Source organism: Pseudomonas sp. Irchel 3A7 (assembly GCF_900187565.1).
Classification (GTDB): Bacteria; Pseudomonadota; Gammaproteobacteria; order Pseudomonadales; family Pseudomonadaceae; genus Aquipseudomonas.
The window spans coordinates 182,930-195,830 of the sequence record NZ_FYED01000008.1; the positions used below are offsets into that span (position 1 = coordinate 182,930).

The window sequence follows — 12,901 nt, forward strand, 5'->3', positions numbered from 1 at the left end:
GGAGCGAGCCTGCTCGCGAAAAAACCACCGCTGGTTATCTGGCGTTTACGCGTTATCGTTGACGACCTTCGCGAGCGGGCTCGCTCCCACAAGGGTTGGTGTCTGGCACAGGGGCGGGGAGAAAGAACATCACCAGCGCCACCGCCAGGTAAATCAGATAAGCGCCGAGGGTGCTGACGGTCGGGGCATCCTGGTAACCGAACATCCCGGCCAGCACCGAGCCCAGCGGGCCGTCCATCGGCAGCGTCGCGCTGAGGTCGAAGAGCACGGTTTGCAGGTGATTCCACACGCCGGCTTCATGCAGCGCTTGTACGGAATTGGCAAGGATCCCGGCGGCCACCACGAGAATGAACAGACCGGTCCAGCGCATGAACGCGCCGAGGTTCAGGCGCATGCTGCCGCTGTAGATCAGGACGCCGACCATGATTGCCAGGATGAGGCCGAGCAGGGCGCCGATCGGGGCCGCCGGACCTTCGCTTTGCTGGAACACCGCGAGCAGGAAAAATACGGTTTCCAGGCCTTCCCGGGCCACGGCGAAAAACACCATGGCGATCAGTGCGGTCACCTGATGCCTGGAACCGGTCAGTGCCTGATCAAGAGACGCGTGCAGCGAATGCTTGATCGAACGCGCGACCTTGCGCATCCAGAACACCATCGAACTCAAGATGCCGACGGCCACCAGCCCAACCACGCCTTCAAACAGCTCCTGTTGTTTCTGCGGAAACTCGGCGCTGACCAGTTCCAGGCCGCCACCGACCAACAGGGCCAGGGCGGCGGCGAGAAATACACCGATCCACACGGCGGGCATCCACTGGCCGCGACCGGTCTGTTTCAGGTAACTGGCGATGATGCCGACGATCAATGCGGCCTCGATGCCTTCGCGCAACATGATCAGAAAGGGGACGAACATTCAGCACCGTGTCAGCAATAGATAGGGTGCTAAGTTGTAACATAATGACACTCATTCCCAAATGGCAGTGATTGACATTTAGCTGAACCTAAGCTGAACGAACTTCAAGGTCAACTGTATCCCCTGCTCGCGAAGGCGCAGTGTCAGTCCCCCCTTTATCGAATCCGAAATCCTCTTCGCGAGCAGGCTCGCTCCCACAGGGATTTGCTTGTCCACAGGGATCTGCGGTGAGCTGGCGGTTTCAGCTAATATGCCCCCCACCCAAACAAGAACAGGGCACACCTCGCTCAATGTCGGAAAAAGACACCATTTCCATTCAACTGGTGCGTGAAGCGCTGTTGCAGAGTTGCGCCCCGGGCGTCGCCACCGAAGAGGCGTTGAACAAGGTCGGCATCGATCCTGTCCTCCTGCAAAACGGCACTGCCAGGGTGCCGGCCACCGCCTATGCGCGACTGTGGCGCTTGCTGGCGCGACGGGGCGACGACGAGTTTTTCGGCATGGACCCGCGCAAGCTCAAGTCCGGCAGCCTTGAGTTTCTCTGTCGTTGCGCCATGGTCCAGCCGAGCCTGGCGGCGGGGCTCACCAGTGGCCTGGGTTTTCTGTCGCTGATGCTCGAACGCATGCCCGCCGAACTGGTGCGTCAGCAAAGCCTGGCGGAAATCGTGTTGCTCGAAGACGACCACGAACCGCGCCGAGCCTTCACCTACTTCACCTACTGGATGATCGTGCACGGCGTGGCCTGCTGGCTGGCGGGACGTCGGATCCCGATTCTGGCCATCGAGTTGCGTTGCCCGCAGCCGGATTTCTGCGACGACTATCAAGTGATGTTTTCCGAGAACCTGCGTTTCGACCGGCCACGTACACGGATGATTTTCGCCGCCGATTGCCTGGATCTGCCGATCAAGCGCAGCGCTGAAGAACTCAAGCGTTTCCTGGCCCATGCGCCGGCCAACATCCTGGTGAAGTATCGCGATCCGGAAAGCCTGGCCAGCCGGATCAAGCACGATCTGCGACAACTGCCCGCCGAACAATGGCCGGAAACCGAAGCGCTGGCGCAACGCCTGTGCATGTCGGCCTCGACCCTGCGTCGGCGACTGGCGGAGGAAGGCCAGAGCTACCAGGGGCTCAAGGACAGTGTGCGCAAGGAACTGGCCATCGTCTGGCTGGCGGAGCCGAGCATCAGCTTCAGCGAAATCGCCACCCGGCTGGGGTTTGCCGATGCGAGTTCGTTCTACAAGGCGTTTCGCAAGTGGTCGGGCTCCAATCCGGGGCATTACCGCAGTTTGATCCTCAACGAAGCCTCCTGATCCGACATGTGTTGACCGGGCCGCCCTCATCGCTGGCAAGCCAGCTCCCACAGGATTTGTGTGTTTTCAAAATTGACACATAACCTGTGGGAGCGGGCTTGCCCGCGAAGGCGTCCGTCCAGCCACCGCATCCCTTGAACCTTGGCCAAACCAGTCAAGCAACTTGATAACTTTGACCATTGCCCCACCCCCCGCGCAGAGCGAGTATTTCCCTGTTGGTTACGGTTCCCCCAACCTAATAAAAAACACAGAGGGATTCTGGCAATGCGCGATTACTTGTCTGCTGTTTCACAGTTCAATTATCAGCACACCGTCGACGCCGCACTCGCAGGCGATCTGACCGCCCTCAATGCCTGCATCGAGTGTTGTGACCGGCATGCCTTGCCGGGGCGCATCGCGCTGTTCTGGGAAGGCCGCGATGGCGCCAGCGCGACGTACACCTTCAGCGACCTGCAGGACAAGGCCGCGCGTTTCGCCAATTTCCTCTTGAGCCAGGGCGTGCAGAAGGGCGACAAAGTCGCGGGCCTGCTGCCACGTAACATCGAATTGCTCATCACCGTGTTCGCCACCTGGCGCATCGGCGCGGTCTACCAGCCACTGTTCACCGCCTTCGGCCCGAAAGCCATCGAGCATCGCCTCGGCAGCTCCGGCGCCAAAGTGGTGGTCACCGACGCGGTCAACCGCTCGAAACTCGCCGAAGTCGCCGATTGCCCGACCATCGTCACCGTTGCCGGCCCCAAGGGGCAGGGCATTGTGCAGGGCGATTACAGCTTCTGGGCCGAACTGGCCAACTATTCCAACGTCTGTGAACCGGTAATGCTCACCGGTGAAGACCCGTTCCTGCTGATGTTCACCTCGGGCACCACCGGCCCGTCGAAAGCGCTGTCGGTGCCGCTCAAGGCCATCGTCGCGTTCGAGAGCTATACCCGCGACGCTGTGGACCTGCGCCCGGAAGACGCATTCTGGAACGTCGCCGATCCGGGCTGGGCCTATGGCATTTATTTCGGCGTGACCGGGCCGATGGCCATGGGGCACCCGATCACCTTCTACGATGGCCCGTTCACCCTCGAAAGCACCTGCCGGGTGATCAACAAATACGGCATTACCAACCTCACCGGTTCGCCCACCGCTTACCGCCTGTTGATTGCCGGCGGCGACGAATTCGCCAAGTCGATCAATGGCAAGCTGCGCATCGTCAGCAGCGCCGGCGAGCCGCTGAACCCGGAAGTGATCCGCTGGTTCGCCGACAACCTGGGCGTGGTGATTCATGACCACTACGGCCAGACAGAACTGGGCATGGTCCTGTGCAACCACCATGGCCTGGAACATCCGATTCATCTGGGCGCCGCCGGTTTTGCCTCGCCCGGTCACCGCATCGTGGTGCTGGACGATGAATACAAGGAACTGGGGGTCGGCCAGCCGGGCATCCTGGCCATCGACCGTACCCAGTCGCCAATGTGCTGGTTCGCCGGTTACCAGGGCGCACCGACCAAGGCCTTCGTCGGCAACTATTACCTGAGCGGCGATACCGTCGAATGGAACCCGGACGGCAGCATCAGCTTCGTCGGTCGCAGCGATGACGTGATCACCACTTCCGGCTACCGCGTCGGCCCGTTCGATGTGGAAAGTGCCTTGATCGAACACCCGGCAGTGGTGGAAGCGGCAGTGGTCGGCAAGCCCGATCCGGAGCGCACCGAACTGGTCAAAGCCTTCGTCGTGCTCAGCGCGCAATACCGCGCTGCGCCGGAACTGGCCGAGGAACTGCGCCAGCATGTGCGCAAGCGCCTGGCGGCGCACTCGTACCCCCGTGAAATCGAATTTGTCAGCGAGTTGCCGAAAACCCCAAGCGGCAAATTGCAGCGCTTTATCTTGCGCAACCAGGAAATCGCCAAGGCTCAAGAGGCCGCGGCGAAGAACGTTTCAGCTTGAATCCAAGGAAACAATGATGCAGATCGAAAACAAGGTTTTTCTCGTCACCGGCGGTGCTTCCGGCCTGGGTGCGGCCACCGCTGAAATGCTGGTCGGCGCCGGTGCCAAAGTGATGCTGGTGGACATGAACGCCGAAGCGGTCGCGGCGCAGGCCCAGCGTTTGGGCGCGCACAGCGTGGTGGCGGACATCAGCGACGAAGCGGCGGCTGAAGCGGCGGTGCAGGCGACGGTCAAGGCCTTTGGCGGTCTCAATGGCCTGGTCAACTGCGCGGGCATCGTGCGCGGCGAGAAGATCCTCGGCAAGAACGGTCCGCACGCCTTGGCCAGTTTCAGCCAGGTGATCAACGTCAACCTGATCGGCAGCTTCAACATGCTGCGTCTGGCCTCGGCGGCGATTGCCGAGACCGAAGCGGACACCGATGGCGAGCGCGGCGTGATCATCAACACCGCGTCGGCGGCGGCGTACGACGGCCAGATCGGCCAGGCGGCCTACGCGGCCTCCAAAGGCGCCATCGTCAGCCTGACCTTGCCCGCCGCCCGTGAGCTGGCGCGTTTCGGCATCCGTGTGATGACCATCGCCCCGGGCATTTTCGAAACGCCGATGATGGCCGGCATGACCCCGGAAGTCCGCGACTCCCTGGCGGCCGGCGTGCCGTTCCCGCCGCGCCTGGGCAAACCGGCCGAGTATGCGCAGCTGGTCAGGCATATCATTGAAAACAGCATGCTCAATGGCGAGGTGATCCGTCTCGACGGTGCCTTGCGCATGGCGGCAAAATAAGGAGGATATGTCATGACTATCGCAAATGATCCAATCGTTATCGTCAGCGCCGTCCGCACCCCGATGGGCGGGTTCCAGGGCGAACTCAAAAGCCTGACCGCACCGCAACTCGGTGCCGCCGCGATCAAGGCTGCTGTCGAGCGCGCCGGTGTTGCGCCGGATGCGGTCGATGAAGTGCTGTTCGGTTGCGTGTTGCCCGCCGGTCTGGGCCAGGCTCCCGCGCGTCAGGCCGCGCTGGGTGCGGGGCTGGACAAATCGACCCGCTGCACCACCGTGAACAAGATGTGCGGCTCTGGTATGGAAACCGCCATCCTGGCCCATGACATGCTATTGGCTGGCAGCGCCGATGTGGTGATTGCCGGCGGCATGGAAAGCATGTCCAACGCGCCCTACCTGCTGGACCGCGCTCGCAGCGGCTATCGCATGGGCCACGGCCGGGTGCTCGATTCGATGTTCCTGGATGGCCTGGAAGACGCCTACGACAAAGGCCGCCTGATGGGCACCTTTGCCGAAGACTGCGCTGAAACCAACGACTTCAGCCGCGAAGCCCAGGATACGTTCGCCATTGCCTCGACCACCCGCGCGCAGCAGGCGATCAAGGATGGCAGCTTCAAGGACGAGATCGTGCCGTTGACCGTCACCGTCGGCAAGGAACAAGTGGTGATCAGCAACGACGAGCAGCCACCGAAAGCCAAGCTGGACAAGATCGCCTCATTGAAACCCGCGTTCCGCGAAGGCGGCACCGTGACGGCGGCGAACTCCAGTTCGATTTCCGACGGCGCGGCGGCAATGGTGCTGATGCGCCGCTCCGAAGCTGACAAGCGGGGTCTCAAGCCACTGGCGGTGATTCATGGCCACGCGGCGTTCGCCGATACCCCGGGCCTGTTCCCGGTGGCGCCGATTGGCGCGATCAAGAAGCTGATGAAGAAAACCGGCTGGTCGCTGGATCAGGTGGACCTGGTGGAAGTCAACGAAGCCTTCGCCGTGGTCGGCATGGCCGCGATGAGCCACCTGGAGATCCCTCACGAGAAGCTCAACGTGCACGGCGGCGCTTGTGCCCTGGGCCACCCGATCGGTGCGTCCGGCGCGCGGATTCTGGTGACCTTGCTCTCGGCCCTGCGCCAGAAAGGCTTGAAGCGTGGCGTGGCGGCGATTTGTATTGGTGGCGGCGAGGCCACGGCGATGGCGGTCGAGTGCCTGTACTGAAACTGAGGCAGGCCCATGTGGGAGCGAGCCTGCTCGCGAAGAGGCCATGTCAGTCAACATTGATGTCGAATGACACACCGCTTTCGCGAGCAGGCTCGCTCCCACAGGTTAAATTGTATTAAGGCTCAAATTTATGATCCCCAATGACGAACAACTTCAGATCAGCGACGCGGCCCGGCAGTTTGCCCAGGAGCGGCTGAAACCCTTCGCCGCCGAATGGGACCGCGAGCACCGTTTCCCCAAGGAAGCCATCGGCGAGATGGCCGAGCTGGGCTTCTTCGGCATGTTGGTGCCGGAGCAGTGGGGCGGTTGCGACACCGGTTACCTGGCCTACGCCATGGCCCTGGAAGAAATCGCCGCCGGCGATGGTGCCTGCTCGACCATCATGAGCGTGCACAACTCGGTGGGTTGCGTGCCGATCCTCAATTACGGCAACGACGACCAGAAAGAGCGCTTCCTCAAGCCACTGGCCAGCGGCGCGATGCTCGGCGCATTCGCCTTGACCGAGCCCCAGGCCGGCTCCGACGCCAGCGGCCTGAAAACCCGTGCGCGGCTGGAAGGCGATCACTACGTACTCAACGGCTGCAAACAGTTCATCACCTCCGGGCAGAACGCCGGGGTGGTGATTGTGTTCGCCGTCACTGACCCGAGTGCCGGCAAACGCGGGATCACGGCACTGATCGTGCCGACCGATTCGCCGGGTTACAAAGTCGCCCGGGTCGAAGACAAACTCGGCCAGCATGCGTCCGACACTTGCCAGATTCTGTTTGAAGACGTGAAAGTCCCGGTGGCCAACCGCCTGGGCGAAGAAGGCGAGGGCTACAAGATCGCCCTGGCCAACCTCGAAGGCGGGCGTGTCGGCATCGCTTCGCAATCGGTGGGCATGGCCCGCGCCGCCTTCGAAGCAGCCCGCGACTACGCCCGTGAACGCGAGAGCTTCGGCAAGCCGATCATCGAGCATCAGGCCGTGGCGTTCCGCCTGGCGGATATGGCCACCCAAATTGCGGTGGCCCGGCAGATGGTGCACTACGCAGCAGCGTTGAGGGACAGCGGCAAACCGGCTCTGGTCGAAGCGTCGATGGCCAAGCTGTTCGCCTCGGAAATGGCCGAAAAGGTCTGTTCCTCGGCGTTGCAAACCCTCGGTGGCTACGGTTACCTGAACGACTTCCCGCTGGAGCGGATCTACCGCGATGTGCGGGTCTGCCAGATCTACGAAGGCACCAGCGATATTCAGCGGATGGTCATTTCGCGCAATCTTTGAGAAGGAAAACACTACGTGAACTACGAAACGATTTTGCTGGAAACCCACGGCCGCGTCGGCCTGATCACGCTGAACCGCCCACAGGCGCTGAACGCCTTGAATGCGCAGATCGTCAGCGAACTGAACCATGCCCTCGACGGCCTGGAAGCTGACTCGAACATCGGTTGCATCGTGCTGACCGGCTCGAAAAAAGCCTTTGCCGCCGGTGCCGACATCAAGGAAATGGCCGAGCTGACCTACCCGCAGATTTACCTCGACGACCTGTTCAGCGACAGCGATCGCGTGGCCAACCGCCGCAAGCCGATCATCGCCGCGGTCAACGGTTTCGCCCTGGGCGGCGGCTGTGAACTGGCGCTGATGTGCGATTTCATCCTGGCTGGTGACAACGCGAAGTTCGGTCAGCCGGAAATCAACCTCGGCGTGCTGCCGGGCATGGGTGGCACTCAGCGCCTGACACGCGCCGTGGGCAAGGCCAAGGCCATGGAAATGTGCCTCAGCGGTCGTCTGATCGATGCGGTGGAAGCGGAGCGTTGCGGCATCGCCGCACGCATCGTGCCGAGCGATGAGCTGCTGGACGAAGCGTTGAAAGTCGCGACGTTGATTGCCAAAAAATCGTTGCCGATCGCGATGATGGTCAAGGAAAGCGTCAACCGCGCCTTTGAAGTGAGCCTGTCCGAAGGCGTGCGCTTCGAGCGCCGGGTGTTCCATGCCGCGTTTGCGACGCAGGATCAGAAGGAAGGGATGGCGGCGTTTATTGCCAAGCGCGAGGCTGAGTTCGTCGGTAAGTGATGTAGCGTTTGTGCGGGCGCCTTCGCGAGCAGGCTCGCTCCCACAGTTGATCTCTGGTGTACATGAGATCCCCTGTGGGAGCGAGCCTGCTCGCGAAGCTTTTGGGGTTTACACCAGGTAGTTTTTCAATTCCCGGGCAATCACCATCCGCTGAATCTCGCTCGACCCTTCATAAATCTGCGTGATCCGCGCATCCCGGTAGTAACGCTCCACCGGGTAATCCTCCAGATAGCCATACCCGCCATGAATCTGTATCGCTGACGAACAGACTTTCTCGGCCATCTCCGACGCAAACAGCTTGGCCTGCGAGGCCTCCGACAGGCACGGTTTGCCGGCGCTGCGCAAACGCGCGGCATGCAGGATCATCAGCCGTGCGGCATTGAGTTGCATGTGCATGTCCGCCAGCAGGTTGGCGATGCTCTGGTGCTCGATGATCGGCTTGTCGAATTGCACGCGATCCCGGGCGTAGGCCAGTGCCGCTTCGAAGGCCGCGCGGGCAATGCCCAGTGCCTGGGCGGCGATGCCGATGCGGCCGCCTTCGAGGTTGGACAACGCGATGGCCAGGCCTTTGCCGCGCTCACCCAGCAGGTTGGCCTCGGCAACGGTGCAGTTGTTCAGCGTCACCGCGCAGGTATCGGAAGCGCGGATGCCCATTTTGTGTTCGCTGCGGTCCACGGTGAAACCCGGGGTACTGGTCGGTACCAGGAACGCCGAGATGCCGCGCTTGCCCAGGTCTGGATCGGTCACCGCAAACACGATCGCCAGTTTTGCCCGTTTGCCGTTGCTGACAAATTGCTTGGCGCCATTGATCACCCATTGGCCGTCGCGCAGTTCGGCGCGGGTGCGCAGGTTGTGCGCTTCGGAACCGGCCTGGGGTTCGGTCAGGCAGAAACAACCGATGGCCTGGCCGCTGGCCAGGTCCGCCAGCCAGGTCTGTTTCTGTTCTTCGGTGCCGTAGTTGAGCACCGGCCCGCAACCCACTGAGTTGTGAATGCTCATCATCGCGCCGGTGGCGCCGTCGCCGGCCGAGATTTCTTCCACCGCCAGGGCATAGGCAACGTAGTCGACGTAAGTGCCGCCCCATTCCTCGGGCACCACCATGCCCAGCAGGCCGAGTTCGCCCATCTTCGCCACCAGACCGTCGTCGATCCAGCCGGCCTTTTCCCAGGCCTGGGCGTGGGGGGCGATTTCGCCGCGGGCAAAGTCCCGGGCCATGTCGCGGATCATGACTTGTTCTTCGCTCAATTCGATATCGTGCATGGCTCAGCTCCCGCTTTGGTCAAACCCGTTGAAGAAACTCGCCACGTGTGCGGCGTCCAGCGCCTGCAGGGTGGGGGGATTCCAGCGCGGGTTCTTGTCTTTGTCGATCAGCAAGGCGCGCACGCCTTCGATCAGGTCGCCGCGCTCGAACCACTGGCGGTCCAGGTGCAGCTCAAGGGCGAAGCATTGTTCAAGGCTCAGGTGCCGACCACGTCGCAGCATCTCCAGCGTCACGCCCATGGCCAGCGGCGAACGGGTTTGCAGCAGGTCGGCGGTGGTGGTGGCCCACTCGTGGCTGTCGGCAACCGTCACTTCCCGCAATTGTTCAACAATACTCGGCACATCGGGCAGGGCGAAGAAGTGGTCGATGGCCGGGCGCAGTGCTTTGAGTGGTGCGTCGGGCAGTTGCTGCACCGCGAGTTTGGCCAGCAAGCCTTGCAGGTCCTTCAGCGGTGACTCGTGCCATTGCAGTTGGTCGAGTTTTTCATCCAGCGTAGCCAGCTTGCTGCTGTCCAGGTACCAGTCGGCCAGGCCGCAATACAGGGCATCGGCCGCGCGGATCTGCACGCCGCTGACACCCAGGTAAATCCCCAGTTCACCAGGGATGCGCGGCAGGAAATAACTGCCGCCGACATCCGGGAAATAGCCGATACCCACTTCCGGCATCGCCAGACGGCTCTTCTCGGTGACTATCCGCAAGTCGGCGCCCTGCACCAGGCCCATGCCGCCGCCCAGGACGAAACCGTCCATCAAGGCGAGTACCGGTTTGCGGTAGTGGTGGATCGCGAGGTCGAGGGCGTATTCCTCGACGAAGAAGTCTTCGTGCAACGTGTCGCCGCTTTTGAAGCTGTCGTAGAGCGAGCGAATGTCGCCGCCGGCACAGAAGGCTTTTTCCCCGGCGCCGCGCAGGACAACGGCCTGTACGTTGGCGTCGCCCGCCCAGGCATCCAGTTGCCGCTGTAATTGGCGAACCATGTCGAGGGTGATGGCGTTGAGACCGGCGGGGCGGTTGAGGGTCAGGTGACCGATGTGATTGCGAACCTCGGCCAGCACTTCATTGTGTGTGGCATCCATGGGCGTGGTCGCCCTCGATGAAACCTGAGCAGTCATCAGTAACTCCCTGCTTTTATTGTTCTTTATAGAGAAGCTCGCGCGCGAGCGATGCAGGATCGTAACAGTGCAAATTTGTGATGTACAACGGGGAAATGTGCAGGGGCTTTCTGCATATTTGCAATGACGATCGCGTGCGCCCCCTGTGGGAGCGAGCCTGCTCGCGAAGACGGTATGTCATTCAACATTGATGTCGTCAGATATGGCGCTTTCGCGAGCAGGCTCGCTCCCACAGGGGGTGCTCAGTGTCAGGTTCTACGGCTCAGGACTTCACCAATACTGCGACGTTTCGCATGTAACTCACTGGCGTGAATCAGTTGTTCCAGGTCTTCAGGCGTGACGTCGAAGAAAGCTTCCATGTCGGCCAGCGCCAGTTTCAAATCCTGGGCGGTGATGGCCTGGCTGTCGGTGGGCGGATGGTCGGCAGGTACCACAGCCACTGGTTCAGCGGGGCGCTTGGGGTATCGGATGCGCGTCAGGTTGTTGTAGGCCAGGGCGCTGAGCAACATGATCGTAGCGCCGAGCATCACCGGGCCGAGGGCTTTCCAGTCCATGGCAATGGTCGCCGGGTCCGCCAGTACCAGGGTCAACGCCAGCGCGCCGGCCGGTGGGTGCAGGCAACGCAGCCAGCACATCAGGATCAGGGCCATGCCGGCCGCCAGGCAAGCGCTGCCCAGCGTGCGCCCCAGCACATGGGCCACCAGCAGCGAAACCACGCCGGCGCTCAAGTAGCCGCCGACAATCGACCATGGCTGCGCCAGTGCGCCGGAAGACACCGCGAACAACAACACCGCCGAAGCACCCAGCGGGCCGATCAAATGCTGCGCCACCTCGATGCCGAACACCTGACCGCACAGCCACACGCTGAGCATCGTTCCGAGGGCCATGCCGATGGCGGCGCGGCTCCATTCGGTGGGGCGGGTGTTGATGGCGGCGGGCAACCAGCGAGCGAGCATGAGGAAACCATTCCGTTGACAAAAAACCGAGGAAAAAAAAAGGCTTGTCTGGGATACCCAGAAAGCCCTTGAAGTTGTTCCAACAATTGGGGGAGGAACGACGACAGTGTGCCGATCCTTGCTGATGCTGACAAATTCATATTAATGAAGCTTCAGTTCATTAATTCTGATGTAACGCCACGCGCCGGCCACTCATGAAACACAGGAATCCGCCCATGGCGGTGAGTGCACTCAAGGCGTAGAACATGGTCGGTGCCGGCGTGTGCATCAGCAGGAAGCCGCAAATCACCGGGCTCAATGCACCGCCGAGGGCCGCCAGGTTCTGTGCGCCGTAGTAACTGCCGCGCAATTCTTCCGGGGCCAGGGTGTCGACGAAGAGGAATTCGGCCGGGTAAATGATCATTTCCCCGAGGGTGAAGATGAACATCGCCACGCACCAACTGACCATGCCGTCGGCCAGGCTGAAGCCGATCAAGCCGAGAATGAACAGGCCGGTGCCACCGGCGATCCAGAAGCGCAGCTTTTCGCGATTGAGGAAGCGGCCGATCTGGTACTGCAACAGGATCACACTGACGGCGTTGCAGGCGAGCAGGGCGGCCATGATGTCCAGGGCGGTTTTGGAATCGTGGGTCACCAGCAGGTACTGCGACAGGTACAGGGTGAAACGCCCGTGGACCACGGTGCTGAGCAGGCAACCGCAGGTGAACATGATCAGGGTGCGGTCGTTCTTCAGGGTCACCAGGGTCTTGAGGAAGCTCTGCGGTTGGCCAATGACCGGGGTCTGCGCCGAATCCTTCGGGATGCCGATCATCAGGAAGATACTGAGAAAGGCGATGGCGCCGGCAATCAGGAACGGCGCGATCGGATAGTAGCCGGCGATCACTACGCCCAGCATGGGACCGGTGGCGTAGCCGATGTTGGTCAAGGTGTAGCGCAGGGAAAACGCCTTGGCGCGCTGGCCCATGGGCAGGTTTTCGCTGAGGATCGCTTTGGAACCGATGAGAAACAGCGCCGAGGCCGTCTCGGTGATCACCAGGGTGACAGTGGTCAGGTAGAGGTTTTCGGCGAAGGTCAGCAGCACGAAGCCGATGGCACTGGAAAGCATCGCCAGAATCAGCAACCGGCGCTTTTCAAGACGGTCGATGATGTAGCCGCCATACAGGGCGAGCAGGGTGGCGATGAACACCGCGATACCGAGCAGCAAGCCAACGTCCTGTTGGTTGAGGCCGAGTTTGTTGCTCAAGAACAGCGTGAGCAACGGGCTGGTGATGGCACGACTGACGACGATGGTCAGCGAAACGATCATCAACCGGCGAATAACGAGCGAGTAAGTGGCCACGGTGAGTGCAAATGTCCTTATTTCAGATGTTCAAGTGTTTGACTGAAAACCGTGTC

11 protein-coding genes are annotated in these 12,901 nt (G+C 61.6%); 6 read left to right on the forward strand and 5 right to left on the reverse strand.

The genetic code is table 11. The features are described from left to right. Nucleotides 1–52: 52 nt before the first annotated feature. Complete coding sequence (gene efeU, locus CKW21_RS15375; RefSeq protein ID WP_095194792.1) at nucleotides 53–910, reverse strand: iron uptake transporter permease EfeU; 858 nt, start codon at nucleotides 908–910, stop codon at nucleotides 53–55. Between the two features lie 290 nt (nucleotides 911–1,200). Between efeU and CKW21_RS15385 the strand changes: the two genes are divergently transcribed. From CKW21_RS15385 to CKW21_RS15410, 6 genes are all read left to right on the forward strand, one after another. Then, on the forward strand, nucleotides 1,201–2,217 hold the full coding sequence (locus CKW21_RS15385) for an AraC family transcriptional regulator (RefSeq protein WP_095194794.1): 1,017 nt from the start codon (nucleotides 1,201–1,203) through the stop codon (nucleotides 2,215–2,217). A gap of 264 nt (nucleotides 2,218–2,481) precedes the next feature. Then, complete coding sequence (locus CKW21_RS15390; protein ID WP_095194795.1) at nucleotides 2,482–4,146, forward strand: AMP-binding protein; 1,665 nt, start codon at nucleotides 2,482–2,484, stop codon at nucleotides 4,144–4,146. 16 nt (nucleotides 4,147–4,162) lie between these two features. After that, on the forward strand, nucleotides 4,163–4,924 hold the full coding sequence (locus CKW21_RS15395) for an SDR family NAD(P)-dependent oxidoreductase (RefSeq protein ID WP_095194796.1): 762 nt from the start codon (nucleotides 4,163–4,165) through the stop codon (nucleotides 4,922–4,924). 12 nt (nucleotides 4,925–4,936) lie between these two features. Beyond that, nucleotides 4,937–6,130 carry an acetyl-CoA C-acyltransferase gene (locus tag CKW21_RS15400; protein WP_095194797.1) on the forward strand — a complete coding sequence of 398 codons (1,194 nt, stop codon included), beginning with the start codon at nucleotides 4,937–4,939 and terminating at the stop codon, nucleotides 6,128–6,130. Between the two features lie 133 nt (nucleotides 6,131–6,263). Next, nucleotides 6,264–7,391, forward strand: coding sequence for an acyl-CoA dehydrogenase (locus CKW21_RS15405; RefSeq protein ID WP_095194798.1), 1,128 nt, complete (start codon nucleotides 6,264–6,266; stop codon nucleotides 7,389–7,391). Between the two features lie 15 nt (nucleotides 7,392–7,406). After that, a complete protein-coding gene (locus CKW21_RS15410; RefSeq protein ID WP_095194799.1) occupies nucleotides 7,407–8,180 on the forward strand; it encodes an enoyl-CoA hydratase in 774 nt (257 codons plus the stop codon). 108 nt (nucleotides 8,181–8,288) lie between these two features. On the opposite strand, the gene CKW21_RS15415 is transcribed toward CKW21_RS15410, so the two are convergent. The 4 genes from CKW21_RS15415 to CKW21_RS15430 all read right to left on the reverse strand — a co-directional run bounded on the left by CKW21_RS15415 (nucleotide 8,289) and on the right by CKW21_RS15430 (nucleotide 12,845). Further along, nucleotides 8,289–9,440: an acyl-CoA dehydrogenase family protein gene (locus tag CKW21_RS15415; protein ID WP_095194800.1), complete on the reverse strand. Its 1,152-nt coding sequence runs from the start codon at nucleotides 9,438–9,440 to the stop codon at nucleotides 8,289–8,291. 3 nt (nucleotides 9,441–9,443) lie between these two features. Then, a complete protein-coding gene (locus tag CKW21_RS15420) occupies nucleotides 9,444–10,550 on the reverse strand; it encodes an enoyl-CoA hydratase/isomerase family protein (protein WP_095194801.1) in 1,107 nt (368 codons plus the stop codon). A 248-nt stretch (nucleotides 10,551–10,798) separates the two neighbouring features. After that, complete coding sequence (locus CKW21_RS15425; RefSeq protein ID WP_095194802.1) at nucleotides 10,799–11,506, reverse strand: HPP family protein; 708 nt, start codon at nucleotides 11,504–11,506, stop codon at nucleotides 10,799–10,801. A gap of 160 nt (nucleotides 11,507–11,666) precedes the next feature. Next, complete coding sequence (locus CKW21_RS15430) at nucleotides 11,667–12,845, reverse strand: MFS transporter (RefSeq protein ID WP_095194803.1); 1,179 nt, start codon at nucleotides 12,843–12,845, stop codon at nucleotides 11,667–11,669. Between the last annotated feature and the right edge of the window lie 56 nt (nucleotides 12,846–12,901).